28 protein-coding genes are annotated in these 26,898 nt (G+C 60.6%); 16 read left to right on the top strand and 12 right to left on the bottom strand.

All coding sequences use genetic code 11. The features are described from left to right. Positions 1-187: 187 nt before the first annotated feature. Both BM059_RS24815 and BM059_RS24810 read right to left on the bottom strand, forming a co-directional pair. A complete protein-coding gene (locus tag BM059_RS24815) occupies positions 188-670 on the bottom strand; it encodes a GAF domain-containing protein (protein ID WP_037002721.1) in 483 nt (160 codons plus the stop codon). Further along, positions 667-1,557: an ATP-binding protein gene (locus tag BM059_RS24810; RefSeq protein WP_074941743.1), complete on the bottom strand. Its 891-nt coding sequence runs from the start codon at positions 1,555-1,557 to the stop codon at positions 667-669. The genes BM059_RS24815 and BM059_RS24810 overlap by 4 nt, the downstream gene beginning before the upstream one ends. Before the next feature lie 110 nt (positions 1,558-1,667). On the opposite strand from BM059_RS24810, the gene BM059_RS24805 reads away from it, so the two are divergent. Beyond that, positions 1,668-3,989 (top strand): response regulator, encoded by a 2,322-nt coding sequence (locus BM059_RS24805; protein WP_074941742.1) that lies wholly within the window; start codon positions 1,668-1,670, stop codon positions 3,987-3,989. Here the strand turns inward: BM059_RS24805 and BM059_RS24800 are convergent. From BM059_RS24800 to pdxB, 3 genes are all read right to left on the bottom strand, one after another. After that, positions 3,979-4,437 (bottom strand): MarR family winged helix-turn-helix transcriptional regulator, encoded by a 459-nt coding sequence (locus BM059_RS24800; RefSeq protein ID WP_074941741.1) that lies wholly within the window; start codon positions 4,435-4,437, stop codon positions 3,979-3,981. The genes BM059_RS24805 and BM059_RS24800 overlap by 11 nt on opposite strands. Continuing rightward, a complete protein-coding gene (locus tag BM059_RS24795; RefSeq protein ID WP_074941740.1) occupies positions 4,434-4,919 on the bottom strand; it encodes a glutathione peroxidase in 486 nt (161 codons plus the stop codon). The genes BM059_RS24800 and BM059_RS24795 overlap by 4 nt, the downstream gene beginning before the upstream one ends. A gap of 180 nt (positions 4,920-5,099) precedes the next feature. Then, positions 5,100-6,230, bottom strand: coding sequence for a 4-phosphoerythronate dehydrogenase PdxB (pdxB, locus tag BM059_RS24790; protein WP_074941739.1), 1,131 nt, complete (start codon positions 6,228-6,230; stop codon positions 5,100-5,102). Positions 6,231-6,380: 150 nt separating this feature from the next. Here pdxB and BM059_RS24785 point away from each other — a divergent pair, with 150 nt between their 5' ends. Further along, on the top strand, positions 6,381-7,754 hold the full coding sequence (locus BM059_RS24785) for an MATE family efflux transporter (RefSeq protein WP_074941738.1): 1,374 nt from the start codon (positions 6,381-6,383) through the stop codon (positions 7,752-7,754). 39 nt (positions 7,755-7,793) lie between these two features. Continuing rightward, positions 7,794-8,858, top strand: coding sequence for a DUF3080 domain-containing protein (locus BM059_RS24780; RefSeq protein ID WP_074941737.1), 1,065 nt, complete (start codon positions 7,794-7,796; stop codon positions 8,856-8,858). 91 nt (positions 8,859-8,949) lie between these two features. Here the strand turns inward: BM059_RS24780 and tusA are convergent, their stop codons facing one another. Both tusA and rlmM read right to left on the bottom strand, forming a co-directional pair. Beyond that, entirely contained in the window at positions 8,950-9,201 is a 252-nt protein-coding gene (tusA, locus tag BM059_RS24775; protein ID WP_037002734.1) for a sulfurtransferase TusA, read from the bottom strand. A gap of 253 nt (positions 9,202-9,454) precedes the next feature. Further along, the gene (gene rlmM, locus BM059_RS24770; RefSeq protein WP_074941736.1) at positions 9,455-10,510 is read right to left on the bottom strand and encodes a 23S rRNA (cytidine(2498)-2'-O)-methyltransferase RlmM; all 1,056 of its coding nucleotides are present in this window, start codon (positions 10,508-10,510) and stop codon (positions 9,455-9,457) included. A gap of 256 nt (positions 10,511-10,766) precedes the next feature. Between rlmM and acnA the strand changes: the two genes are divergently transcribed. The 13 genes from acnA to BM059_RS24730 all read left to right on the top strand — a co-directional run bounded on the left by acnA (position 10,767) and on the right by BM059_RS24730 (position 22,062). Further along, entirely contained in the window at positions 10,767-13,508 is a 2,742-nt protein-coding gene (acnA, locus tag BM059_RS24765) for an aconitate hydratase AcnA (RefSeq protein ID WP_074941735.1), read from the top strand. A 181-nt stretch (positions 13,509-13,689) separates the two neighbouring features. Continuing rightward, positions 13,690-15,255, top strand: coding sequence for a methyl-accepting chemotaxis protein (locus BM059_RS24760; RefSeq protein WP_074941734.1), 1,566 nt, complete (start codon positions 13,690-13,692; stop codon positions 15,253-15,255). Between the two features lie 286 nt (positions 15,256-15,541). Beyond that, positions 15,542-16,159, top strand: coding sequence for a hypothetical protein (locus BM059_RS25340; RefSeq protein WP_139220794.1), 618 nt, complete (start codon positions 15,542-15,544; stop codon positions 16,157-16,159). A gap of 102 nt (positions 16,160-16,261) precedes the next feature. Next, a complete protein-coding gene (locus tag BM059_RS24755) occupies positions 16,262-16,783 on the top strand; it encodes a hypothetical protein (RefSeq protein ID WP_074941733.1) in 522 nt (173 codons plus the stop codon). Between the two features lie 85 nt (positions 16,784-16,868). Beyond that, positions 16,869-17,618: a hypothetical protein gene (locus tag BM059_RS25335; protein ID WP_139220793.1), complete on the top strand. Its 750-nt coding sequence runs from the start codon at positions 16,869-16,871 to the stop codon at positions 17,616-17,618. Between the two features lie 83 nt (positions 17,619-17,701). Beyond that, the gene (locus BM059_RS25330) at positions 17,702-18,118 is read left to right on the top strand and encodes a hypothetical protein (RefSeq protein ID WP_139220792.1); all 417 of its coding nucleotides are present in this window, start codon (positions 17,702-17,704) and stop codon (positions 18,116-18,118) included. A gap of 110 nt (positions 18,119-18,228) precedes the next feature. Beyond that, on the top strand, positions 18,229-18,660 hold the full coding sequence (locus BM059_RS25325; RefSeq protein ID WP_139220791.1) for a hypothetical protein: 432 nt from the start codon (positions 18,229-18,231) through the stop codon (positions 18,658-18,660). A gap of 106 nt (positions 18,661-18,766) precedes the next feature. Beyond that, complete coding sequence (locus BM059_RS25320; RefSeq protein ID WP_139220790.1) at positions 18,767-19,249, top strand: hypothetical protein; 483 nt, start codon at positions 18,767-18,769, stop codon at positions 19,247-19,249. A gap of 97 nt (positions 19,250-19,346) precedes the next feature. Further along, complete coding sequence (locus BM059_RS25315) at positions 19,347-19,826, top strand: hypothetical protein (protein WP_139220789.1); 480 nt, start codon at positions 19,347-19,349, stop codon at positions 19,824-19,826. Between the two features lie 88 nt (positions 19,827-19,914). Then, positions 19,915-20,151 (top strand): helix-hairpin-helix domain-containing protein, encoded by a 237-nt coding sequence (locus BM059_RS25310; RefSeq protein ID WP_074941732.1) that lies wholly within the window; start codon positions 19,915-19,917, stop codon positions 20,149-20,151. A gap of 31 nt (positions 20,152-20,182) precedes the next feature. Continuing rightward, a complete protein-coding gene (locus BM059_RS24740) occupies positions 20,183-20,545 on the top strand; it encodes a VOC family protein (RefSeq protein WP_074941731.1) in 363 nt (120 codons plus the stop codon). A gap of 255 nt (positions 20,546-20,800) precedes the next feature. After that, positions 20,801-21,502 (top strand): SDR family oxidoreductase, encoded by a 702-nt coding sequence (locus BM059_RS24735; RefSeq protein ID WP_074941730.1) that lies wholly within the window; start codon positions 20,801-20,803, stop codon positions 21,500-21,502. Positions 21,503-21,525: 23 nt separating this feature from the next. After that, the gene (locus tag BM059_RS24730) at positions 21,526-22,062 is read left to right on the top strand and encodes a DinB family protein (RefSeq protein WP_074941744.1); all 537 of its coding nucleotides are present in this window, start codon (positions 21,526-21,528) and stop codon (positions 22,060-22,062) included. A gap of 40 nt (positions 22,063-22,102) precedes the next feature. Here the strand turns inward: BM059_RS24730 and BM059_RS24725 are convergent, their stop codons facing one another. From BM059_RS24725 to BM059_RS24705, 5 genes are all read right to left on the bottom strand, one after another. Then, the gene (locus BM059_RS24725; protein WP_074941729.1) at positions 22,103-22,810 is read right to left on the bottom strand and encodes a type 1 glutamine amidotransferase; all 708 of its coding nucleotides are present in this window, start codon (positions 22,808-22,810) and stop codon (positions 22,103-22,105) included. A gap of 237 nt (positions 22,811-23,047) precedes the next feature. Next, positions 23,048-23,392, bottom strand: a complete 345-nt coding sequence (locus BM059_RS24720) for a ribonuclease E inhibitor RraB (protein WP_037002749.1) — start codon at positions 23,390-23,392, stop codon at positions 23,048-23,050. A 319-nt stretch (positions 23,393-23,711) separates the two neighbouring features. Further along, a complete protein-coding gene (locus tag BM059_RS24715; RefSeq protein WP_074941728.1) occupies positions 23,712-24,473 on the bottom strand; it encodes an SDR family oxidoreductase in 762 nt (253 codons plus the stop codon). Then, the gene (locus tag BM059_RS24710; protein ID WP_074941727.1) at positions 24,473-25,402 is read right to left on the bottom strand and encodes an alpha/beta hydrolase; all 930 of its coding nucleotides are present in this window, start codon (positions 25,400-25,402) and stop codon (positions 24,473-24,475) included. Before BM059_RS24710 ends, BM059_RS24715 begins: the two co-directional genes overlap by 1 nt. Beyond that, positions 25,386-26,861 carry a flavin-containing monooxygenase gene (locus BM059_RS24705; RefSeq protein WP_074941726.1) on the bottom strand — a complete coding sequence of 492 codons (1,476 nt, stop codon included), beginning with the start codon at positions 26,859-26,861 and terminating at the stop codon, positions 25,386-25,388. Before BM059_RS24705 ends, BM059_RS24710 begins: the two co-directional genes overlap by 17 nt. Between the last annotated feature and the right edge of the window lie 37 nt (positions 26,862-26,898).

Genomic DNA, 26,898 nt, shown 5'->3' with positions numbered 1-26,898 from the left:
GCGTCAGATAGACCTGAGGCAACGGGCAACATGATCATCAACCTGTTACCCATGTCCCCCGACAGGTGTTTACCATGTCCCCCGGCTGAACACCGTGCGCACCGACTTCGAAATCAGCTTCAGTAACCGGTGCGCACGGCGCACCCTACTGAATCGCGCCCGGACTGCCGCATCGCCATAGGCGTATTCAACAATCGCTGGCGGCCAGGAAAATCGCTGCCAGCGCTTCGATACCGGCCTGATCCACCTCGGTGAAACGCCCCACCGACGGGCTATCCAGGTCCAGCACGCCGATCAGGCGCCCCTCCTTGACCAAGGGCACCACCAGCTCGCTGTTCGACGCACTGTCGCAGGCAATATGCCCCGGGAAGGCATGTACATCTTCGACCCGCTGCGTCTGCTGGCTGGCCGCTGCCGCGCCACAGACGCCACGACCGAAGGCGATGCGCACGCACGCCACCTTGCCCTGGAACGGACCGAGCACCAGCTCGCCATCCTTGGCCAGGTAGAAGCCGGCCCAGTTCAGGTCAGCCAGCTCGTGAAACAGGAAGGCGGAAAATTGCGCGGCATTGGCGATGAAGTCGCGCTCGCCGGACAGCAGCGCCTGCAACTGCGCACTCAGCAGCGGATAACCGTTGAGATCGCCGCCGGCCTGAGAAAGATCGATCATGCCTGTTGCTCCAGCAGTTGCAGCCCGACCCAGTGCCGGGCGAATTGATAGGCGCAGCGGCCATTGCGATTGCCACGGCCCAACGCCCAGCGGATGGCGGCTTTTTCCAGCGCCTCGTCCCAGCGCCAGTTCAGCCCGGCCTGACGCGCCTGCACGTCCACCCAATGGCGCACAACGATTAGGAAGTGATCCTGGCTGAAGGGATAGAACGACAGCCACAGGCCAAAACGATCCGACAACGCGATCTTGTCTTCCACCGCCTCGTTGGGGTGCAGCTCGCCGTCGACCCTCTTCCAGTTCTCGTTGTCGCTCTGATGCTCGGGTACCAGATGACGGCGATTGGAAGTGGCATACAGCAACACGTTGTCCGGCGCTTGCTCCAACGAGCCGTCGAGCACGCTCTTGAGCACCCGATAATCGCCCTCACCCGCCTCGAACGACAAGTCGTCGCAAAACAGCACGAAGCGCTGCGGCAAACCAGCCAGCAGCTCGACCAACCGCGGCAGGTCGGCCAGGTGGTCGCGCTCGATCTCGACCAGGCGCAGGCCGGCCTGGGCATGCTCGGCGAGCAAGGCACGCACCAGCGACGATTTACCGGTACCGCGAGCGCCCCAGAGCAAGGCGTGGTTGGCCGGCATGCCGCTGACGAACTGACGGGTATTACGCGCCAACTGCTCACGCTGAACGTCGATCCCCAGCAGATCGCTCAGCGACAGGTCGAGGCTGACATCCAGCGGCAACAGGTAACCGCTGCGACCATCACGTACCCAGCGCGCCGCCACGCACTGGTTCCAATCCACTTGCGGACGCAGCGCAGGCAGCATCGGCTCTATACGCTCCAGCACCTGCTCGGCGCGAGCGAGAAAATCCAGCAATCGGGAATCCACGGTCTACTACTCCTTTTGCGCAGAACCGCACGTTGCAGGCTCTGCCGGTACAGTGTCGCTATCAGCTATGCTTGGCAGGCGCCCAAGGATCAGAGACTACGCACGCCTGTATGGATATTTCGCTCACCAATCGCCTGTCGTTCAAACAGGCCGGCCTGACCGTCTTGGTGGCGTTTATCCTTGGCACGCTGCTCAGCGTCACCCAGGTGGCGATCGATTATGCCAGCGAAGAAGCCTCCATCAACCGCGAGATTCGTGCGCTACTGGAAATCAGCCACAACCCCGCCGCCCGCATCGCCTACAACATCGACGCCGAACTGGCCCAGGAACTGGTCCTCGGCCTGTTGCGCTCACCCGCGGTGACCCGTGCCGAACTGATCGACAACAGCGGCCTGGTCCTGGCCAGCGTCAGCCGTCCACGTAGCGAAAGCCGTTATCGGCTATTCAGCGACAGCCTGTTCGGCGCTCAGCGACAGTTCCAGGACCCGCTCTACGTCAGCCACGCGCCCGACGAGGCCCTGGGTTTTCTGCGCCTGGAAATCGACACCTACGCCTTTGGCAGTCACTTCCTGAAACGCTCGATGCTCACCCTGCTCACTGGTTTCGCGCGCAGCCTGCTGCTGTCGCTGATTCTGCTGGTGCTGTTCTACTTCATGCTGACCAAACCCCTGACCGGGGTGATTCGCGCCCTCAGCGAGCGCAATCCACAGGACCCGCAACACCGCCCGGTGCCCTGCCCCAAAGGCCACGAACGCGACGAGATCGGCACCCTGGTCGAGGTCACCAACCGCCAGCTGTCGAGCATCGCCCTGGAGATCGAGCAACGGCGTAATGCCGAAGACCGCCTGACCCAATACCTGAGCGAACTGGAAAACATCGTTTCGGCGCGCACCGCTGAACTCAAGGCGACCAACGTGCGCCTCAGCCAGTCCAACGCCGAACTGGAAGCCGCGCGCACCACTGCCCTGAACATGGCGCAGGCGCGCTCGGCTTTCCTCGCCAACATGAGCCATGAGATTCGCACCCCGCTCAATGGCCTGCTAGGCATGCTCGCCCTGGCGCTGGACGGGCCGCTTAGCGCCGAACAGCGCCAGCAACTGGGCATCGCCCATGACTCCGGCAAGGTACTGGTGGAGCTGCTCAACGACATTCTCGACCTGTCCAAATTCGAGGCGGGCCAGCTCGAACTGGAGGAAATTCCCTTCGATCTCGGCGCGCTGGCCGAAGAAACCGCCAGCCTGCTGTCGCAGAACGCGGCCAGCGCAGTGGAGCTGACCTGTCTGATCGATCCGGAACTGCCGGCTCAGGTGCAGGGCGACCCGACACGGGTGCGCCAGATCGTCAGCAACCTGCTGTCCAACGCGCTCAAATTCACCCGTTTCGGCCGCGTCGACCTGATCGTCGCCTGCGGCGTGGACGGCATCAGCATTCGCGTGCGCGACACCGGCATCGGCATCGCCGAGGATGCCCAGGCGCGCATTTTCCAGCCCTTCGCCCAAGCAGAAGTGGGCATTACCCGTGAATACGGCGGCACCGGGCTCGGCTTGGCACTGACACGCCGCTTGTGCGAAGCGATGCACGGCAAGCTGACCCTGCAATCGAAAGAAGGCTTCGGCAGTGAGTTCAGCGCCGAACTGCCGCTGCCAACCCATGCGCAAGCCAGCCCACAACCTGCGCTACAAGGTCGCATCGTCGCGCTTACCCCAGCCAGCAGTGGCCTGCAGCAGATGCTCAACCAGTGGCTACCGGCCTGGGGCCTGAGTTATCGGCGCCTGGATACCGATGCCAACCTGCACGGTGTAGAAGCCGACTTGCTGATCAGCGATTGCCCGCAATGCCTGCTTGGCATTCACCCGGCGATTGGCACGCCGGTGCTGCTGGTCACCGCCTACGGCAACTTCCTGCCGCACGACCAGGCGCAACGCTTGATGCCCCTGCAGCAGATTGCCCGTCCGCTGGCACGCAACGGCCTGCTACAGGTGCTGCGGCACATACTGCACAGCGACGACGACGATGTTCACAGCAGCACTCAGGCTCAGCCTGCGCGAGAAAGTACGGCGCGTGTGCTGCTGGTTGAAGACAACCCGGTCAATCAGATGGTGGCCAAGGGCATGCTGGCCAAGCTCGGCTACCAGGTGCTGGTGGCCGGGCATGGTGGTGAAGCGCTGGAAGTATTGGAGCAGGAGCCTGTCGACCTGATCCTGATGGACTGCAACATGCCGGTGATGGACGGCTACGAGGCCAGCCGGCGCATTCGCAGCAATGGCCGCTGGCCGGAGTTGCCCATCGTCGCCCTGACCGCCAATGCGCTATCCGACGAACGCGAACGCTGCCGCGCCGCCGGCATGAACGACTACCTGGCCAAACCCTTCCGCCGCGAGGAACTGGCAGCCATTCTCGACACCTGGCTGCCCGCCGACCTCACTCGCTGAGCTTGGCCAACAGATGATCCAGACTACGCCGCAGCCCTTCCATCTCCAGCAGATCCTGATCGCCGAACTGGCAGAGCAACTGCGCCTTCAGCGGCAGGACCTGCACCTGTAACGCCCCGCCGGCCTCGCTCAGCGCCAGATGCACTTCGCGCTCGTCCGCCTGGGCGCGGCGGCGCTGCACCAGGCCCATTTGCTCCAGGCGCTTGAGCAGCGGTGTCAGGGTCCCGGAGTCCAACTGCAGGCGCTGCCCGAGCGCCTTGAGCGTCGGCTGCTCAGGCGCTCGCTCCTGCCACTCCCACAGCACCAGCATCACCAGATACTGCGGATAGGTCAGGCCGAGGGCGTCGAGCATCGGCTTGTAGGCGCGGACCACCGCGCGGGAAGCAGCGTAGAGCTTGAAGCACAGCTGGTTGTCCAACTGCAGCCCAGCGGCATCGAACGCACTCATTTCAGCAGGGCTTCGATCTCGCTGCTCAGCTCTTCGGGCTTGGTGGTCGGGGCGAAGCGCTTGACCACCTTGCCGTCCGCACCAATCAGGAACTTGGTGAAGTTCCACTTGATGCCCTGGCTGCCCAGCAGGCCCGGCGCGCGCTTCTTCAACTGCACGAACAACGGGTGAGCATCGGCGCCATTGACGTCGACCTTCTTGAACAGCGGGAAGCTGACGCCGAAGTTCAGCTCGCAGAACTCGGAGATCGCGCCCTCGTCACCCGGCTCCTGCTTGCCGAACTGATTGCACGGGAAACCAAGCACCACCAGGCCCTTGTCCTTGTATTGCTGCCAGACGTTTTCCAGGCCCTTGTACTGCGGGGTGAACCCGCATTTGCTGGCGGTGTTGACCACCAGCACGGCCTTGCCAGCGTAATCGGCGAGAGTCTTCTGCTCACCCTTGATGGTGGTGACCGGAATGTCGAAAAGCGCGCTGCTCATGGGGAATCGTCCTGAATGGGCTGAAAGTGACGAACAAGGTAGCGAGCAATTAAATTGCATGCAATTTAATTAATGCAAAATAAGGCGCATGGATAGCGCCTTATCGTAGGGTGTTGCGGGGCCGCCTAGGCTGTGCGCACCTAGGGGCTCTGCGATATCAGCCGGTGCGCACAGCGCACCCTACAGAAGGGTCGCGCCCAGGGCTCGCACCAGTGCGGTCAGTGGTGCTGCATCACCCTGAATGCGTACGCGCAGGCCGTCGATTTCGCGGCGCATAGGGTAATGCTTGCGCAGGCGGTCGAAGCCGGCGCGACGGGCATCGGCATCGCCGACCAGACTACGGCGAAAATCCGCATCGTCGCGCCGTGGGTCGTACACCGAGCGGCAAATACTGGCCAGCGCCCAGGCCGGATCGGCGCTGCTATTGATACTCAACTCGCTCAACCAGGGCGCCGGCAGCAGATCGGCCAGACTCACCTGCTCACCCACGCCCAACGCTCGGCAGCAGGCCTGGTAGATCTGCGCTGTGCCGCGCAGCTTGCCGTCCAGGCTGTAGCCGGCAATATGCGGCGTCGCTAATTGGCACAGGGTGGCCAGCTCGACATCGGCCTGCGGCTCGCCTTCCCAGACGTCCAGCACGGCCTTGAGATCGTCTCGCTCAGGCAGCAATGCACGCAGCGCAGCGTTGTCCACTACCGCGCCACGACTCGCGTTGATCAGCCAGGTGCCAGGCCTGAGTGCAGCCAGGCGCGCCGCATCGAACAGATGGCGAGTCGAAGCATCCAGCGGCGTATGTAGGCTGATCACATCGCATTCGTCGATGATCTGCGCCAAGCTGACGAAGTCGCCGCCCTCGGCAGCCTGGCGTGGCGGGTCGCACACCCGCACCTGCCAGCCCAGCCCCTGCAACAGAGTGACCAGACGCCCGCCAACCTGCCCAGCCCCCACCACACCGTACACGCGCGCCGCCGGGTCGACGCCCTCGCGCTCGGCCAAGGTCAGCACGCTGCCCAGCACGTAATCCACCACGCCACGGGCGTTGCAGCCCGGCGCGCTGCTCCAGGCGATGCCTGCTTTAGCGAAGTAATTGAGTTCCAGATGGTCGGTGCCGATGGTGCAGGTGCCGACGAAGCGTACCCGGCTGCCTTCGAGCAAGGCGCGATTCACCTGGGTCACCGAGCGCACCAGCAGCAGGTCGGCATCACGCACATCGGCCGCGCTGATGCTGCGCCCTGGCAAGCGACGGATGCTGCCGAACGCAGCGAAGAACTCATCGAGCAGGGGAATGTTTTCGTCGGCGACTATGTGCATGGCGGGCTCCATCGGGCAGGCCGCCATTCTAAGCCAGCCGATACCTCAGCGTCGCCCCACAGGCCGCCAGGCAGAGGGGTAGATCGCGCTTTCCTGACCGCTACGTCAAGGCGTAGACTACGCGGTTTCCTGTTATCCCGAAGAGTCGAAATGTCCACCGACACCCGCCTTGGCCGCGTGCGCACGGAACTGCGCAGCCTCATGATCCTGGCCACGCCAATCATCATCGCCCAGTTGGCGCACACCGCCATGGGCTTCGTCGACACACTGATGGCCGGACGCGTCAGCCCGCAGGACCTGGCTGCCGTGGCGCTGGGCAACTCGATCTGGGTGCCGGTGTTCCTGCTGATGACCGGCATCCTGCTGGCCACCACGCCCAAGGTCGCACAACGCTTCGGCGCTGGCGAAGAGGCCGAAATCGGCCCATTGGTGCGCCAGGCCCTGTGGCTGGCGCTGGCCGTCGGCGGCAGCGCAGCGGCGCTGTTGTGGAACGCTGAATTCATCCTGTGCACGATGAACGTCGACCCGGTGCTGATCACCCCGGCGATGGGCTACCTGCGCGCGGTGGCCTGTGGCTTCCCGGCGGTGGCGCTATACCACGTGCTGCGCTGCTTCAGCGATGGTCTTGGCCATACCCGCCCGAGCATGGTGCTGGGCATTATCGGCCTGCTGCTGAACATCCCGGCCAACTACATCTTCATCTACGGCAAGTTCGGCCTGCCGGCCATGGGTGGCGTTGGCTGCGGCTGGGCGACCGCCCTAGTGATGGGCTTCATGCTGATCGGCATGCTGGTCTGGGTGAAATGGGCGCCCTACTACCGCAACAGCGCGCTGTTCGCTCATTTCGAATGGCCGCAGTGGCCGGTGATCAAACGCCTGCTGAGCATCGGCGTGCCGATCGGCATCGCAGTATTTGCCGAATCGAGCATCTTCGCGGTGATCGCCCTGCTGATCGGCGGCCTCGGCGCCACTGTGGTGGCCGGGCACCAGATTGCGCTCAACTTCAGCTCCATGGTGTTCATGATCCCCTACTCGCTGGCCATGGCCGCCACCGTGCGCGTCGGCCAAGCGCTGGGCCGTGGCCAACCGCGTGAAGCACGCTTCGCCGCCGGGGTGAGCATGGCCGCGGCGCTGGGATATGCCTGCATATCGGCCAGCCTGATGTTCGTGTTGCGCGAACAGATCGCGCAAATCTACACCCCGGACAAGACCGTCATCACGGTCGCGGCAACGTTGATCGTCTATGCCGCGCTGTTTCAGTTCTCTGACGCCATCCAGGTGACCGCTGCCGGCGCACTGCGCGGCTATCAGGACACGCGCATCACCATGCTGCTGACCCTGTTCGCCTACTGGGGCATCGGCTTGCCGGTAGGTTATGCGTTGGGGCTTTCCGACCTGTTCGGCGAACCCAGTGGCCCCAGCGGCCTGTGGCAGGGCCTGGTGGTCGGGCTGACCTGCGCTGCCGCGATGCTCACCGTGCGCTTGGCCCGCAGCGCGCGCAAGCGCATTCGCCGCGCGGCCTGACGTGTTGGATAGGTAGGCCATCGCCTCTAGACTGAGCGCATGACCCGACTCGCCCTGCTTCTCTGCTTCTTCATGCTCACCGGCTGCGGCCCGGCCAACGATGGCCTGGCCCTGCAGAGCGATTACCTGCAACGCCTGCAACGCTCACTCGATGCTGCTGACGTCAACGCCTTCGACAATCGCAGTGTCAGCCAGTACCGCCTACCAGCCCGGCGTGAGCGGCTTAGCGAGATTCCCGAGCTGCGTATCGGCCTGCTCGATCTGATCATCGATGCGCGTCGTTGTCCGCACCTGCAACAACTGATCAGCCAGCGCAACAGCAGCCTGGGCAAGCAATTGATGCCCAGCCAGCGCCTGGGCTACGAAGGTGATCTGCTGCGGGCCATCGACAACTGTCTGCCGCACCTGCAGGACGACTCCAGCCTGAAGCCCGCCCTGCAACGCCTGGCCAACGACAAGCGCCAGCAATTGCCTGCGGTGTTCTGGAACGCGCTCAACGGCAGCCCGGAGTTCGAGCACTACCTGCGCTTCGCCGACCAGGCCTTGCCAGTAGACGCCCAGGAAGACAGCGCCGCACTGGACGCCCTGCAGCGGCTGGCGCACATCGGCGCCGCCCTGCCCGCGCAGCTCCCGCCGAGCGCCGAACAGCTGGAGCCGCTGTACTTCGCCCTTTACGCCAGCGAGCAAGGTGGTCAGCTGATCACCAGCCTGGCCAGCCTGCGCCACACCCTCGATGCAGGCAGCGAACTGCTGGAGCAACGCCAGCAGAGCCGCCCGCTGTGCCCACTGGGCCAGGCAACGCCACGCGGGCGCATCCTGCAGAACATCTTCGTCAAGTTCTACGCAGGCGGCCTGCAACCCTACCTGGCGCAGGTCGACCAACGCGGCCAGCAGTGGCAGGCAGCGCTGCTGCAGCTGCAGGGCATCGAGGGCATTCCCACGGGCACCCGCGAGCACCTGCTGCGCTTGGCCGGCGAGCAGGATTCGTTATGGCAGGATTTCCGCACGGCCACGGCGCGCCACGTCAAAGCCTGGCAGACCTTGCTCAACAGCTGCGGCCTGGCGCCGGGACAAGCGGGATGGAATAGCGCGGGAAACCCGTAGGGTGCGCCGCGCGCACCTATAACCACGGGCAAGCACAGATCAAAGCACAGCACAGGTACGCACGGCGCACCCTACTTGTGACATGCGCGGCCTAATCGGCTTTCTTGCGAATCCAGTACAGATAGCTGCCATCTTCTTCAGCCTGGCCCAGCAGCTCGTGGCCGAGAAACACGCAGAACTTGGGGATATCACGACGGGTCGAGGGATCAGTGGCGATCACCTTGAGCAAGCCACCCGGCGACAAATCGCGCACCTTGTTGTGCAACATCATCACCGGCTCCGGGCAATTAAGGCCGCTGGCGTCGAGCAGGTCATCGTGATTGAGGGTCAGGGCTTCGGACATAAGGGGCTCCACAGGCAGGCGCGCATTGTCGCGCAAAGCTGACCTTCAGGTCACCCTGCGCGCACAACCTTGGATGGGCAGCGCGCATCCGCCAACTGCGGCACAGTGCCTGCGCTCTGGCGGATCATGGAGGGTACGCACGCCAGCTTCAGGTGGAGCCTGGAGCGACGCGGGAGTCCGGGCCGGGCCTGTCCAGGCCCGCGCCCGGTTTGCTTAACGCCTGCTGCGCCACTGCGTTAAAAACTGGCTCTCGTCACTTGCCGTGACGGCGCAGATGGCAGGTCACCTCTTCACGGTCGTGATAGAGCTGCTTGCAGCCGATGCTGACCTTCAGGCCGCGCTCCGCCAGCCCAGACTCGATGCGATCGAGCAGGCGCCGCACTTCGGCGTAACGCTGCTTCATCGGCAACTTGAGGTTGACCACCGCCTCGCGGCACAGCCCCTCGCCCAACCAGGTTTCAATCATCGCCGCCGTGCGTGCCGGCTTCTCGACGATATCGCAGACCATCCAGTGCACCGGATGCCGCGGGCGGAAAGTGAAGCCGTCAGCGCGCTGGTGCACGACGAAGCCGGAATACATCAGGCTTTCGGCCATCGGCCCGTTGTCCACGGCGGTGACGCGGATTTCCCGATTGACCAGTTGCCACGTCCAGCCGCCGGGCGCAGCGCCCAGGTCCACGGCGGTCATGCCCGGCGCCAGGCGCTGATCCCACTGCTCACGGGGGATGAAGTGGTGCCAGGCTTCCTCCAGTTTCAGCGTGGAGCGGCTCGGCGCCTCGCGCGGAAACTTCAAGCGCGGAATACCCATAGGCCACATCGCCTGGTTGTCCGCCTCGGCGATACCGGCGAACACCTCGCGGCCACTCTTGAAGGTCAGCAGCAGGCGCGGCTTCTTCGCGTCGTCCACCAGCTTGCCGGCCTTGAGCAAGGCCTTGCGCAGCGGCGCCTCGAACTTCTTGCAGAAGGTCGAGAGCTCCTTGCCGTCGTTGGTATCCACCACTTCCAGCCACAGGCTGCCGCACACCGGGTAGTCGGCCAGCGCCTCCAGCAACACGCTGATACGGTCGCTTTCCGGCAGGCTGACGTAGGCCCCGCGCGCCCATTGCCGCGGGAAGATCAGCTGGTTGAAACGCACGCCGCGCATCAGCCGCTCGCAATCGGCAGCCTCGCTGCAGACGAACTCGGCGCACGCACTGCCGGGCTTGGTCTTGGAGTAGCCTGGTACGTCCAGGCGTGCGGCGAGGTCGGTGATCTCGGCGCAAACCTCCCCTTCGAAACCGGGGCGGCAATGCAGAAACAGGGTATTCATCAAAGGGTCTCCTTGGGGCGCGCATGATACCCGAGAGCGGAACCCCGAGCCGCTAAACCTGTCCAGCTACATATGCGCTGCCTACAGATACAGAGCCACCAGCCATCGCGTTTCGGTGGGGTCCGGCCACCCAGAACAGGCAGCGTATAGCGACCGATAAAGGAAATGCGCTAGCCAGACAGCCCAAGCCGAACTAGCTTGAAGGTCTGCCGCCATCAGACACAGCCCGAACCGTGCGGGCCCAAGGAGATGTGCAATGCCCTCCCTCGATAGCCTGAACTGCCGCCGCGAACTGAAAGTCGGCGACGCCACCTACCACTATTTCAGCCTGCCCGAAGCCGCTCAGCGCCTCGGCAACATCGACCGCCTGCCCAAGTCGCTCAAGGTCCTGCTGGAAAACCTGCTGCGCAACGAAGACGGCCAGACCGTGCAGCCGCAGGATCTGCAAGCCATGGTCGACTGGCTCGACCAGCGCGCCTCCGACCGCGAGATCCAGTACCGCCCGGCGCGCGTATTGATGCAGGACTTCACCGGCGTACCGGCGGTGGTCGACCTGGCCGCCATGCGCGACGCCATGGCCAAGGCCGGCGGCGACCCACAGCGGATCAACCCGCTGTCGCCGGTGGATCTGGTCATCGACCATTCGGTGATGGTCGACCGCTACGCCTCCTCCAGCGCCTTCCATGACAACGTCGAACTGGAAATGCAGCGCAACGGCGAGCGCTACGCCTTTCTGCGCTGGGGCCAGCACGCTTTCGACAACTTCAGCGTGGTGCCGCCGGGCACCGGCATCTGCCACCAGGTCAACCTCGAATACCTGGCGCGCACCGTGTGGACCAAGGAGGAAGATGGCGTCACCCTCGCCTACCCCGACACCCTGGTCGGTACCGACTCGCACACCACCATGATCAACGGCCTCGGCGTGCTCGGCTGGGGCGTCGGCGGCATCGAGGCGGAAGCGGCCATGCTCGGCCAGCCGGTGTCGATGCTGATTCCCGAGGTGATCGGCTTCAAGCTCAGCGGAAAACTCAAGGAAGGCATCACCGCCACCGACCTGGTGCTGACCGTCACCCAGATGCTGCGCAAGAAGGGCGTGGTGGGCAAATTCGTCGAGTTCTACGGCGACGGCCTGGCCGACCTGCCGCTGGCCGACCGCGCCACCATCGCCAACATGGCCCCGGAATACGGCGCCACCTGCGGCTTCTTCCCGGTGGACGACATCACCCTCGGTTACCTGCGCCTGTCCGGCCGTCCGGATGCCACCGTGCAACTGGTAGAGGCCTACAGCAAGGCCCAGGGGCTGTGGCGCGAGCCAGGCGAAGAGCCACTGTTCACCGACAGCCTGAGCCTGGACATGGGCAGCGTCGAAGCCAGCCTGGCCGGGCCCAAGCGCCCGCAGGATCGTGTCTCACTGGGCCAGGTCAGCCAGGCCTTCGACGACTTCGTCGGCCTGCAGCTCAAGCCCACCGCCAAGGAAGAGGGTCGCCTGCTCAGCGAAGGCGGCGGCGGCACCGCCGTCGGCGGCGACAAGCAGAGCGGCGAAATCGACTACGAGGACGACGGCCATACCCATCGCCTGAAAGACGGCGCCGTGGTGATCGCCGCTATCACCTCCTGCACCAACACCTCCAACCCCAGCGTGATGATGGCCGCCGGCCTGCTGGCCAAGAAGGCGGTGGAGAAAGGCCTGCAGCGCCAGCCCTGGGTGAAGAGCTCGCTGGCCCCCGGCTCCAAGGTGGTCACCGAGTACTTCAATGCCGCTGGCCTGACGCCCTATCTGGAGAAGCTCGGCTTCGACCTGGTGGGCTACGGCTGCACCACCTGCATCGGCAACTCCGGCCCGCTGCGTGAGCCCATCGAGAAAGCCATCACCCAGGCCGACCTCACCGTCGCCTCGGTGCTCTCCGGTAACCGCAACTTCGAGGGTCGCGTGCACCCGCTGGTGAAAACCAACTGGCTGGCGTCGCCGCCCCTGGTGGTCGCCTATGCCCTGGCCGGGAGCGTGCGCCTCGACCTGACGAGCGACGCCCTCGGCACCGGCAAGGACGGTCAGCCGGTGTATCTCAAGGACATCTGGCCGACCCAGGCCGAGATCACCCAGGCCATCGCCCAGGTCGACACCGCCATGTTTCGCAAGGAATACGCCGAAGTCTTCGCCGGCGACGAGAAATGGCAGGCCATCAACGTGCCCAAGGCCGACACCTACGCCTGGCAGGGCGACTCCACCTATATCCAGCATCCACCGTTCTTCGAGGACATCGCCGGTGATCCGCCACGCATCACCGATATCCGCCAGGCGCGCATCCTCGCTCTGCTCGGTGACTCGGTGACCACCGACCACATCTCCCCGGCCGGCAACATCAAGGCCGACAGCCCGGCCGGGCGCTATCTGCGCGATAACGGCGTGGCCCAGGCCGACTTCAACTCCTACGGCTCGCGCCGGGGCAACCACGAGGTGATGATGCGCGGCACCTTCGCCAACATCCGCATCCGCAACGAAATGCTCGGCGGCGAAGAAGGCGGCAACACCCTGCACGTGCCCAGCGGCGAGAAGCTGGCGATCTACGACGCGGCCATGCGTTACCAGGCCGAAGGCACGCCGCTGCTGATCATCGCCGGCAAGGAATACGGCACCGGCTCCAGCCGCGACTGGGCGGCCAAGGGCACCAACCTGCTGGGGGTCAAGGCGGTGATCGCCGAGAGCTTCGAGCGCATCCACCGCTCCAACCTGGTGGGCATGGGCGTGCTGCCGCTGCAGTTCAAACCGGGCACCGACCGCACCAGCCTCAAACTGACCGGCCAGGAAGTGCTGGCCATCGAAGGCCTGGAAGGCGTGGAACTGCGCCCGCAGATGCCGCTGACGTTGATCATCACCCGTGAAGACGGCGCGCACGAGGAAGTCGAGGTGCTGTGCCGCATCGACACCCTCAACGAGGTCGAATACTTCAAGGCCGGCGGTATCCTGCACTACGTGCTGCGCCAGATGATCGCCAACTGATGCACCTGCCCTGCCGCCACTGGCGGTAGGGCCTCCTTATCCGTCGAGCCAGAGATGGCCAACGCCGCGACAGAAATGTGACGTCATTCAAAAAGCGTTTACACTCGCCGAAAATGGATTCAGCCCTCAACTTTGCCGCTCGTCGGCCGATGACAGGGCATTACAACGACGGATACCTGCCATGCGTAACAACCAGCCGGTCACTCAGCGTGAGCGCACTTTTCCTGCGCAACAACGCCTGATATCCACCACCGATCTCAAAGGGCAAATCACCTACTGCAACGACGCCTTCGTCGACATCAGCGGTTTCAGTCGTGAAGAGCTGCTGCGAGCTCCACATAACATCGTGCGCCACCCGGACGTTCCGTCCGCCGTGTTCGAGCATATGTGGACGACCCTGAAGAAGGGCCGTCCGTGGATGGGTATCGTCAAGAACCGCAGCAAGAACGGTGACCACTACTGGGTCAACGCCTACGTCACACCCGTGACCGAAAACAACCAGGTCGTCGGTTACGAATCCGTCCGCGTCAAACCGACCGCCGAGCAAGTACGCCGCGCCGAAACGCTGTACGCCCGGATCAACGCCGGCAAATCGGCAATCCCGTCCAGCAACCAGTGGCTGCCAATCGTCCAGGCGTGGATGCCCTTCATCCTGGTCAGCCAGATCGGTTTCCTGATCGGCCACTGGATGGGCAGCAACTGGGGCTTCATCCTCGCCGCCCTGCTCTCCGTACCACTGGGTCTGGCCGGCATCGCCTGGCAGACTCGCGGCGTCAAACGCCTGCTACGCATTGCCGAGCAAAGCACCTCAGACCCGCTGATCGCGCAGATGTACACCGACAGCCGTGGCGCCGAAGCACGCCTGGAAATGGCCATGCTCAGCCAGGAAGCACGGCTTAAAACCTGCCTCACCCGCCTGCAAGACACGGCCGAGCAACTCACCCTGCAAGCGCGTGAAGCCGACAAGCTCGCGCACAACAGCTCGGCCGGTCTCGAGCGCCAGCGCAGCGAGACCGAACAGGTTGCCACCGCCGTCAACGAAATGGCCGCCACCACCCTGGAAGTGGCGAGCAACGTCGCCCGCACCGCCATCGCCACCCAGGAAGCCAACCGCCTGACCAGCGAAGGCCGCACCATCGCCGCTGAAACCCGCCAAGCCATCCAGCGCCTGTCGCAATCGGTGGGCGATACCGGTGAAACGGTTACCCGCCTGGCCCAGGACAGTAGCGAAATCGGTGGCGTGGTCGACGTGATCAAAGGCATTGCCGACCAGACCAACCTGCTCGCCCTCAACGCCGCCATCGAAGCTGCCCGCGCCGGCGAAATGGGCCGCGGCTTCGCCGTGGTGGCCGACGAGGTGCGCTCGCTGGCGCAACGCACCGCCGAGTCCACCGAACAGATCCACGCCCTGATCGCCAAACTGCAGCGCACCGCCGAAGAGGCCGTGCTGACCATGGAAATCGGCCGCAAGCAGGCCGACGAGGGCGTCGAACGCGTGCTGCAGGCCGATCAGGCGCTGTCCGGCATCAGCGACTCGGTGGCCAATATCGCCGACATGGCCAACCAGATCGCCGCAGCAGCGGAAGAACAAAGCGCCGTCGCCGACGAGATCAACCAGAACATCACCACCATCGCCCAACTGGCCGACCAGACCGCCGGCGAAGCCAACGATACCGCCAAACTAAGCGAAGCCCTGACCAACACCGCACAGGGCCAATACGCCTTGGTCGAACGCTTCAACCGCTGAAACAAAAGGCGCAGCGGCTCAACCGCTGCGCCTTCCCCTCCCCGCCCTGCTTTTGTAGGAGCGAGCTTGCTCGCGATCTCCCTACTCCCTTCCCAACCATCCCAGCTTTCGCGTAATTGCCACTTGCCAGCAGTTATCCGACATGGTGTATAACCTCCCAAACACCCCATCGCCTCGCTAACTCCAGCGATCTAGAGAAGGATCTTGAAAATGACCAGGAAGGTTATCCACCAAAATCGCCCGCAGGTTATGCACCATTTGGTGTCCATTTATAGTTAGGTCTCACATGCCGACAAACGCGACCGACCGGACACTCGGACTCATCAACATCTGGCAGGTTCTTAGAAAACTTCTCTGGGAAGTCGAACTTCTAGCGGCCATACCCGTTAAAATTCGTATCGAAGCTAAGCCCGCCGATGTTTTACACGTCGAAGACGCCAGAATTTATGCAGCAATCAACGCATTCTCTACCAGTTTGGCGCTCATCGATTGGCTCTATCACTGCGTAAAAGAACTCCCTTTGTTAGGCGAACGCTGCATGGAAGTACTGCCTAACTGTGATCTGTCCAGTAGCGAAGAATTTTCGAAGTCACTTCGAAAGATTAGTCGTCCCTTGAACGCATCCCATCAGGTGTGTAACTCAAACAAACACTTCTTCCTCAGGAAACCGCAAAGTGGGTTCCATACAATGATTGCCAATATTGTGTCGACTGATATATCTGGAGCAGCAGAAGTTTCAGTAGTAATGCACATCACTCATGACGATCGAGGTTCTCTTGAAGAGTACTCAGTAGACGAAATACTTCGTGGTCTTGTCGCATGGTGGCAATCGACGCTAGAGGCCATCAATGTGCCAGGCCGTGATGAGTTCTTCCCGGATGCCAAAACGAGTTGTGCCCGGTGAGGCCTAACTAGTGGTTCAAGTCGCTCGCTTCGCTCACTCGGGACGGGCTAAAGCCCGCCCCTTAACCAAACGTTATGCCTATTACATTTGAGCGTTGAGCACATGAGAGAAAGCGTTTTTGGCTTGCTACTGAAACGTCACAACACACAGGTAGACATTTTTACATGGTTAAAAATGCTTTCACTTGAGTCTTACTTGGGCGAGCAGCTTGTTGAAATGCTGGCTAATACTTCGTCATTTAGCAAAGGCTCGCCCGGCGATCTAGCTTTCAATATACCAACCAACGGCTGGAAAGCCGAGCTTGAAGAGTTTATTCCAGCAACACTTATGAATAAATTCCTAAAGAGCCACATAGAACAATTATTGCTTTATAAATTTACAAACCACTATGGACTGTTGAGAGCAGCCAAGCCTCCAACGAAAGACAACCCTCACGGAAGAAGCCTGTATGAACTCAACCCGGAAAAACTCTATCTACTAACAGAACTCAAGCTTTCATATAACACTATCTGGGTATCGTTAAACGTCGTGGTCGATATAGTTGTGTACGTCATCACCAAAGACATCACCATGGCAATACTTTCTGGCGGAATTATAGAGTTCATCCGAAGGTTCAAGTGGTAAGCATAACAATTGGTTCAAATCGCTCGCTTCGCTCACTGGGACGGGCTAAAGCCCGCCCCTTAACCAAACGCTAGGCATTACAACCATGGCAGGCATCTACATCACCCGCGGAATGTCAGTTTCAATTCCTCACTTCTCACTCCGCATTAGTGAAAGTGGTGAACTTGAAGGCGATCCGATTACGTTGCATGTTCAGTTTGACGTCTGCCCAACATGGATTCAAATTGCAAAGCGCCACCTAGACGCAGCACTTATTGCAAAGGTTAATCGTGATGCTGCTTGGCAAGGCACAGATGAAGTGGCTAAGGCTCAAGCTTTAGAGGTCGAGTTCGAAGCATCTATGCAGGCCATCATGGCAGCTGCAATTGCTTGGGATGCTATATACGCGGTACTGCGAGAGCATGTAACAATTCCACCTTCAACTTTGGAAAAATGGCGCAATGGTCGCAATGGTCGCACTGCTCGCTATACGCAAGTAGCCGAGGTAACACGACGAGCATTCAGCTTGACGCAAGAGGGTGCATCTATGCTCAGAGGCAACCTAAAGCAGATATACCGATATAGGGATTTGGCAGTCCACCCATCTGGAAAAATCGAAGCTCCACTTCTCCATCCAGAGCTAAACCTTGGCATGGAGTGGCGCTTCGTTTACTTCCGAGCACACAATGCCGAGCTTGCAGTAATGGCTGCAGCGGCAATGCTGTGGGATCTTGCTCACAATGCAAAGAGCAAAGACGAAAAAATATCTGCGTATCAACAAACCTTAGCTGAGCGTTTAAAAGAAATTTTTCCAGATAGTGCACCTACTGTCCCAATGTCCAATAGCAATGCCTAACAACCGATTCAAATCGCTCACTTCGTTCGCTGGGACGGGCTAAAGCCCGCCCCTTAACCAAACGTTAGCAGCAGGCAAAAGTCATGCGTACGAAATATGAATATCGAGGACTACAGCTCGAAATATTTGGGTTGTTCTTACTGCTAGCAGCAACATTCTGGGAAAGTGAATATTCCGGCTGGTGGGATAAGCAGTCACCAGAGTGGCAATATTATATTCAAGAAGAAGTTAATCTTTCCGTGCTTAGCGCGCTAAGCGATATCGCATCAATTTCCGCAATCAGTGATGAAGAAACCAAAAAGAGCATCGCAAATAACGCTAGTGAAAGGGCTAGCAAAGCTCTATTCAGAGCTATAGAAATGCGAGACGAAAGAAAAGAAGGGCTAGACGGACAGGCAGCATTATTTTCGAAAATTAAACTTTGGCTATTTGGCCTTGGCGCAACATTTATAATTATTGGGAAATATCTATTCCTACAAGCTTATAAGCGTGATGTGTAATGCTGCTAACAAGGCGCTCAAAGCACTCGCTGGGACGGGCTAAAGCCTGCCCTTTAGCTTAATCGTTAGGCAAAAAAGAAAAAACCCGCGCCACGAATCGGAAATTTACCGTGAATTTAGAGCTTAAAAAATATGCACTAACACTAACCTTGCTGCTTTCCAGCATCGCATCTGCCGGAAACCTTCATGGGAAAAAAGATATCCATGAAGATTTAATTGCAGCACAGGAATTAGTGGCGCTAGGGTGCATGGGAGAACTGGAAGTCACGCCAAACCCCTCTGGAGCTTACGACGCCGCAACGACGGCAAAAATCCAAGAGTGCACGGACAACGAAGGCTCGGACATCGCCACAAAGGTTTTTAGCGCTCATAAAGCTGGTGAGATCGAAAAAGAAAGAATGAGAACTTACTTTCTTCACCACTCAGTAATGTTTGCAAAAATGAATAATCCAAATGTACAAAAAATATCGACCGAAGAACTAATAAAGTTCGCAAGAGAACAAGGAAGAATACACTACCCCTACGTGAGCAGCCCAGAGTAGGTAACCTTAACAAATGGTTCAAATCGCTCGCCGTGCTCGCTGAGACGGGCTAAAGCCCGCCCCTTAACCAAACGTTATAAACATAAAGTAAGTGAGCAATATATTCATGATGAAGTATCTTTTAGCTATAGCCACCATTATTCTATCTGGATGCGGCTCCAGCCCGATCAAACACAAAACAACCGAGATGGAAATAAACTCTGCAATTGCTCTGACAGAAGAAATAACTTGGTCACAACATGAAAACTGGAGACCCGATGGATTCTCAGTAAACGAAAAATACATTTCATGGGAATTCGGTATTACATCAAGAAATAGCTCTTGGGCAACAAATGTAGGAAATACAGGCCTAGCCGTAGGCGGTGGCACTTCAACTCACCGAAACGCAGGTAACAGAATGTACTATCGCCACATTGATAGAGTGCAACTGTATTCATGGAAAAGAAAATTTAAACAGTGGTACGCAGTGGCTATCATTGAAAAAAGTGGCACGCAAAAATTTATCTTACGCACAAGAAGCCTTGAAGATGCAGAGCTATTTACAAGCGCCATGACGTCCATAGTCGATTTCTACAAAATTAAAAATTAGGCGTCAACTTATAACAGTACTAGAATCGCTCACTTAGTTCGCTATACAGCCAAAAGCTAACTTTTGCCTGCCCGTTAGATTAATAGTTAGGCTCTGCATGAAAACTCTGAGTATCGCCCTGTCATTGTGGAAGCTTGGACTTGTAAGTTCAGAAGAGCTAATCGTGTGGATTGATGCTCACATTGGGGTGTCCGACAATCCCGATGAAGCTCTAGTCCAGCTATCACTCGACGGCCCCGGCGCTTGCCTTAAACGCCCGTTTTATGAATTTCCTTTTCGACCAATAGAGCTTACGTTTACCGAAGAATTTAGCTTGCGAGTATCAGCGCTAAATATCCAATCCAAGTTTGAAGTTATAAACTTTATAAAATGGGCGACCATTAAATGCATGGGCGAAAACCTTGACGACGCAATAGTTATATTTTGCTACCAGCTTGAGGATTTCTGTACTCTTGAAGCACAAGTAGCCTTTCTACACGACGAGCTTCCTCCATTAATACCCAGAAGTATGTCTATTTCCCATTTTTTCTATGCAAGCGTACCTGGTTTGAAACTCCAGAACGAGCATACGGTATGAACCGCCTAACAACTGTTCAAGTCGTTCGCGACGCTCACTTGGGCGGGCTGAAACCCGTTCCATCGCTTAACCGCTGGTAACAATCCCAATGCCCTTCCCAACCGATGAACACCAAGCCCTTCTAAACGTTAAAGGCGTAGGCCCGACCGTCGTGCAGCGACTCGAGCAGATCGGCATCGACTCGCTTCAGGAACTGGCCGAAGCCAACGTCGGCGATATCGTCACCGCAGTAGCCGGTCAGTTGGGCTCGACTTGCTGGAAAAACAGCCCGCAAGCACGTGCTGCTATCCAGGCCGCCATCGACTTGGCCAAATCACGTCAGTAACTCCCACTCTTTCACTGCCAAGGAACCCGGCATGCCTGCCCACGAGAAGATCAATTACGTCGAATACCCAACCCGCAATCTGCCAGCTACCAAGGCCTTCTTCCAGGCCACTTTCGGCTGGCGATTCACGGACTACGGTCCCGATTACGCCGCCTTCGCCGACGAAGGCCTGGATGGTGGTTTCTTCAGCGCCGAGATGTCCGCACGCAGCGACAACGGCAGCGCGCTGATCGTGTTCTACAGCGCACAGCTGGAAGACACCCTGGCCAAGGTCGAGGCTGCCGGAGGGGAAATCGTCAAACCGATCTTTTCCTTCCCCGGTGGCAGGCGTTTTCATTTCGTCGAACCGGGTGGCAACGAGTTTGCCGTATGGTCGGAGCCAGACGGTCAATAGTCGCCACCACCTGCGAGCCTGCATCACCTGCAGCGACCGTCGTTCCCACGCAGGCGGGAACCCAGAACAACTCTCTGGGCTCCCACCTTCTCGGGAGTGACGGTGAGAGCAATCCCCCACACGATAAGTGCTTGTCTGGCATACCCCGTTTGACCCACCACCAGTTCCCCACTTAACGTCCCAGTCTTCCTCTCGGGCGAGCGTTGCCCTCGCCGGAGCCATGGAAGAACCCTGCATGAATCAAGGAGGCACAGGATGCGCATCATGGTGATCGGAGCCAGCCGAGGTCTCGGCCGTGCGCTGGTAGACGGCCTGGCGCAAGGCCACGAGTTGATCGGGATTTCGCGTAGCCGCCCGGCCGACCTGGCCACGGGTATCCAGTGGATCGAGGCCGATATGAGTGATCCGCTGCAGGCCGTGGACGCTATCGAAGCACAGTCGCCTCAGCGCCTGGACGCGATCATCTACAACCTGGGGATCTGGGAAACCCGCGCGTTCGAGGATGATTACAGCTTTCTGCAGGACGAGGACGCACAGATTCTCGAGATGGTCAGCGTCAATATCGGTGCGACCTTGCTGCTGCTCAAACGCCTGCTACCGCGCCTGCTCGGCGGCGCCAAGCCGCAATTGATTCTCACCGGTTCCACCTCGGCCCTGCCACAGAGTGGCCGCCCAGAAGTCACCTTCGGCGCCAGCAAGTTCGCCCTCAAAGGCATAGCCGAGACCCTGCGCGAAGGTTTTCGCGATCAGCGTCTGGCCGTCACCTGCCTGCAACTGGGCTACCTCAATACCCAGGATGGCCTGCATACACCGGTTGAACAGGCGGCGCAAAATGGCGAAGGTCAGCTGATTCCACTGCACGATGTCGTCGCTCTGGTTCGAACGCTGCTGAGCCTGTCCAATGCCAGTTACGTGCGTGAGCTGGTGCTTCCGGCCATTGCCGATGAGCGTTTCTGAAAGAACAAGAACAGGTATTGGCCATGCAGAGAATCGACCATATCCGCCTGATGGCGCGCTACAACAGCTGGATGAACGAACGGCTCTACACAGCGGCTTCCACCCTGCCCGACGAAGCGCTGAGTGCCGAGCGGGGTGCGTTCTTCGGCTCGATCCTCGGCACGCTCAACCATCTGTTGGTGGCTGACCGTATCTGGCTTGGGCGCTACAGCGCACACTCGGCGAACTTCCGGGCATTGCAGGCGCTCGCAGAGCTGGAAGCGCCGACGCGTCTGGATCAACCGATGGGTGCGGACATACGCAAGCTGACTGCACTTCGTAAACAGCTGGACAGTTGCATCGAGGCCCTGACAGCCGAGATGGGCGAAGAGCATCTGGACCAGCCGCTGAGTTACTGCAACATGAAGGGTGTAGCCGCGCAAAAGCACTTCTTCGCCCTGCTGATGCACCTGTTCAACCACCAGACGCATCATCGCGGGCAGGCAACGACGCTACTGACCCAGGCCGGCGTGGATATTGGTGTGACGGATCTGCTGGCATTGATCCCTGACGAGCTTTGAGCTGCGGCCAAGTGCCGATGGCACCTCGCCTTCTCCAGACTCAAAGGCCAGCCAGTTTCAGCCAGTGCACGTAGAAACCCTCGGCGACTTGATTCAGCGCCCTAACTTTGCCACCCAGGTCGTCGCGCATGTCGGCGATGCTCTGCTGACTGGGCTGGCTGGCATCGAGCAGATGCGCCCAGTCGTCTAGCCAGAGTTCGATCAGCTCTTCGGTCATCTCCGGGTGGCCCTGCAGCGCCAGCACCTTGTCGCCCCAGGCGAAGGCCTGGTTGTCGCACCAGCGGCTGCTCAGCAGCGGCTGGGCGCCTTCAGGCACTGCGAAGGTGTCGCCATGCCACTGAAAAATGCTGAACGCTTCAGGCAAATGCGCCAGCCAGGGGCTATCGGCTGCCTCTGCGCGACGCTGCATACGCTGCCAACCCGCCTCGGTGTAGGGCATGCGGCGGATGGTGGCGCCCAGTGCCTTGGCCAGCAGCTGGCCGCCCAGACAGTGACCGATGATGGGAATGTCACGTGCGATAAAACGCTGCATCGCAGCCACTTCGTCGGCGATCCAGGGTAGCGGGTCGTTGACGCTCATCGGCCCACCCATCACGGCGACCGCCTTGGGCCGCTCCAGGTCGTAACCGTGCAGTTCACCCAGGTCGACGCGCAACACGTCGAAGCTGCAGCCACGCGCCTGCAGCACCTGCGCCAGGTGGGCTGGCGGGCAATAATCGATATGAGTCAGGATCAGAACATCGGCCATAGCTACCTCCGCCGCGCAGTCTGCGCGAGAAGGATTGGCAAGTCGAGGTGGGCTGGGAGTTGAAGCCATCGGCCGGACAACCGGCCGATGGTCTGAGCTGATGGATGCCGCTGCATCCGCACCTGAGGATGTTCTGAAAAAGCCATTTATCGTCACTCCCGCGAAAGCGGCAGCCCAGGTAATTCGCTGGTTCTGGATACCCGCCTGCGCGGGTATGACAACCTTTTCAGTGTTTCCCTAACGCATAGCTGACGCTTTCACCTCCTGGGTAACGCCCCAGCCATCCATCTTGCCGCCCAGCGGGACGACGATGGACTCCAGGTCATGTTCGAACTCGCCGATACCGGCATGGGTGGCGTACATCACTTTGCTGATTTGCAGGTGCCAGATGCCGTCCTCACGGGCGGATATCTGAGCGTTGAGCGACTCGCCGCGAAAGTTTCTGGCCGCCATTTTGGCCCGTTCTTCGTCGGGAAAGATGGCGTAGAACTCGATCGGGTGAAACTGGGCGAAGTCGAATCCCCCTTCTTTCATCCGACGCAGCACCGAGGTGCTGGAGTCTTCGTGGAAGGCTGTGCTCATAAACGACCCCCTCTCAGGCTATGGATGGATTAACCGCTTTCCCAATGCGACCGCCCTACGGACGGTGTCGCGGCTCCTACCGGAAACCTCTGAAAACGCCCTGCGTTTACAGAAGCACCCAACTGGCGCCGCCCCGAGAATCGAGCTGGTGCTCGATGTGTCTACTGCAAGCGTATCGACGACTGCCCGGCAGAACGCCGGGCTGAAAACCGTCACCTCAAGAGTAGCCGCTAAACGCGAGATTGGCGTCGTGCAGAAAGCCTTTGTGACAAAGCCGACGACCGACGGCAATTGGCCAGCCTGAGCACCTCACCTGAATTCACGGGCGACTGAGCCAGCCCATCAGCAACCTGTTGATCCACCCCGGCGTGATCTGCCCAAGGTTGAACAGCAGGCCGAACTGCAACCCTACCGGGCGATGCACGGTGCTGGCGTGGGCCTGTTTCCAGGCTGCTTCGGCGATCTGCTCGGCTTCCAGGCGCACGCCCAGGCGACGCATCACCGGCGGACGTTGCGCTTGGCTGCGAACCATCGGCGTGTCGACGAATGGCGGCATCAGGTCGCCCACGCGGATGCCGTGCTCGCGCCACTCCAGTTCCAGCGCCTCGGTCAGGCCGCGTACAGCGAACTTGCTGGCCGAATAGCTGGCCAGCTGTGGCACGCCGTAGAGCCCCGAGGCCGAGCCCATGTTGATCACCTGCGCCTCTGGCGTGGCCTTGAGATAAGCGAAGGCCGCATGGCAGAGGTTGAGCACACCGAGCACATTGATCTGTACCAGGCGTGTGTGCTGCTCCAGCTCGATATCGGCGAAGGCACCGGTGCGCAGAATACCTGCGCCATTGAACAACAGGCGCAACTGGCCACCGCTCTGCGCGCAGAAGTCAGCCAGCGCGGCTTTCACTGCCGCGGCATCGACCACATCCAGCTGCGCATGCCAGGCGCCGCCCAGCTCGCTGGCCAAGGCTGTCAGCGCCTTTGCATCGACGTCGAGCAACCCGACGCGCCAGCCCCGCGCATGAAACAGCCGCGCGGTGGCGGCGCCAATACCCGATGCGGCGCCGCTGATGAGGATGTTGTTCATCACACGCCCCGCTCACGGAGAAAGGCCGCCACACGGGCAATGGCGTAATCCGCCGCACGCAACATACCGACATGTGCCTGGAACACGTGCCACAGTCCCGGATAACGCTCCAGGCGCACATTCACCCCGGCCGCCTTGGCGCGCTCGGCCAGGCGCAGGCTGTCGTTGAGCAATAGCTCGTCCTCACCCACCTGAATCAGCGTCGGCGGCAGTTGGCTGAGGTCGGCGAACAGCGGCGACATGCCCGGATCATTACGTGGCAGGTCTGCTGGGCAATACAACTGCGCGGCCTGCTCGACCCAGCTGGGGTGGATCAACGGGTCACCGGCCAGCGGTTCGTGCATCTGCTCGCCGGTGAAATCGGTAACCGGCGAGAAGCACACCAGTGCGGCAGGCGCCGGCAGGCCAAGTTCGATGATGCGCAGACAACCGACCAGGCTCAGATTGCCGCCGGCCGAATCGCCGCCAATGGCGATCTGCTGTGGCTTATAGCCGGCCTCCAGTAGCGCCTGGTAAGCCGCCACCACGTCATCGCGCGCCGCCGGATAGGGATGCTCCGGCGCCAGGCGGTAATCCAGCGCACAGACCTCCAGGGCAGCGCGCTTGGCCAGGCTGGCGCAGATGCCCCGATGCGTATCCGGCCCGCCGATCATGAAGGCGCCGCCGTGCAGATAGAGCAGCACGCTGCCGCTGCTGGCAGGCGGTCGATGCCATTCGCAGGGGCGCCCGGCCAAGGTCGCGGCGCTGCGGCTAACGCCGCGTGGGGTCAGGGTGATGGTGGTGAGTGCACGCAGCACACGCCGCTGCCCGGCCACGGGCATCGGCGGTCGCACCAGGCCGCGGAAGAACAGGCGCAGAAAGCCACGCAACAGACCGCGCAGCAACATCTGCTCGGCAGCAGGGGCTTTGAAGTCAGCGGACGCAGTCATAGTCGGCAAGCTCCGGAGTACGGGTCATGAGGCGGTAGGTGAAGGTAAACCCCGGCCAGTTGTTGGTGTTCTTGCCGGTAGCGGTCTTGTACCAGCTGTGGCAGCCCTGTTCCCATATCGTTCGATGAGTCGCCTGTTGCAGCTCGGCGTTGTAGTGACGCTGCACCGTCGGCCGCAGGTCGAGGTAGCGCAGCCGCTGTTCACGTAGCGCCTGCAGGCAGCCCAGCACGTAGGCGTACTGGCTCTCCAGCATATAGAGAATGGAGTTGTGGCCGAGGTTGGTGTTCGGCCCATAGAGCAGGAACAGATTGGGAAAACCGCTGACGCTGATGCCCTTGTAAGCTTCAGCGCCCTCCTTCCAGGCCTGGTTCAACTCCAGCCCACCGAGGCCACGAATACGCATCGGCGCAAGGAAATCGGTGGCAGCAAAGCCGGTGCCGTAGATCAGCACGTCGCAGGAGTGCTCACGGCCATCGGCCGTCACCAGCGAATGTTCACGTACCTCGCGAATCGACGCGTCAACGACCTCAACATTAGCCTGCGCCAGCGCCGGGAAGTAATCGTTGCTGATCAGGATGCGCTTGCAGCCCATGGGGTAATCCGGCTGCAACTGCGCACGCTTGCCAGCCTCGGGCATCTGCCGTTGCAGATGGCGGGTGAAGCTGTGGCGGAACAGGCGCATCAGCCAGGGAAAGCGGATGAAGGCCAGCGCCCGGACCTCATGATGCAGGTATTGCACAAGGCGGTCAGCGCGCTGCCACAGCGGCAAATGACGTTTCAGGGCCATCTCCCAAGCGCGGTAGGGGCGATCCGGCTTGGCCAGCACATAGGCAGCCGAACGCTGGAACAGGCTCAGGCTGGCGACCTTGGGCTGGATCTGCGGCACGAACTGGATCGCCGAAGCGCCGGTGCCGATCACCGCTACGCGCTTGCCGGTCAGATCGAGGTCATGCCGCCAACGCGCCGAGTGAAAAGCCTCGCCACGGAAATGCTCCAAACCGGGCAGCTTCGGGTAGGCCGGCCGGTTGAGCTGGCCACAAGCACTGACCAGCGCTTGGGCCTCGATCACCTCGCCTCCCGCCAACTCGACGCGCCAGATGCCGCGCTCGGCATCGAACTCGGCGCCGAGCACTTCGCTATTGAGACGGATATGCGGGCGTAGCCGGTGTTTCTCCACGCATTGCAGGATGTAGGCGTGGATCTCCGCCTGCGGGGCGAACTTGCGCGACCAGTCGTGCTTGGGCTCGAAGGAGAAGGAATACAGGTGCGAAGGCACGTCGCAGGCGGCGCCTGGATAGCTGTTGTCGCGCCAGGTACCGCCGACCTCGGCGGCCTTTTCCAGCAACAGGAAGTCGTCCTCACCAGCCTTGCGCAATTGCATGGCCAGGCCCAGACCGGCAAAACCGCTGCCGATGATCAACACGCGCCAAGGCGCGTTCGTACGGGGGTTGTTGTGCATTGTAGTGACCCGTTTATGGCGATGAGCAGATGCTACT

It is taken from the genome of Ectopseudomonas composti (genome assembly GCF_900115475.1).
In the GTDB taxonomy this organism is placed as follows: Bacteria; Pseudomonadota; Gammaproteobacteria; order Pseudomonadales; family Pseudomonadaceae; genus Aquipseudomonas; species Aquipseudomonas composti.
The sequence above is the reverse complement of the archived record's forward strand: the minus strand, read 5'-3'. Positions and strand labels throughout refer to the sequence as shown.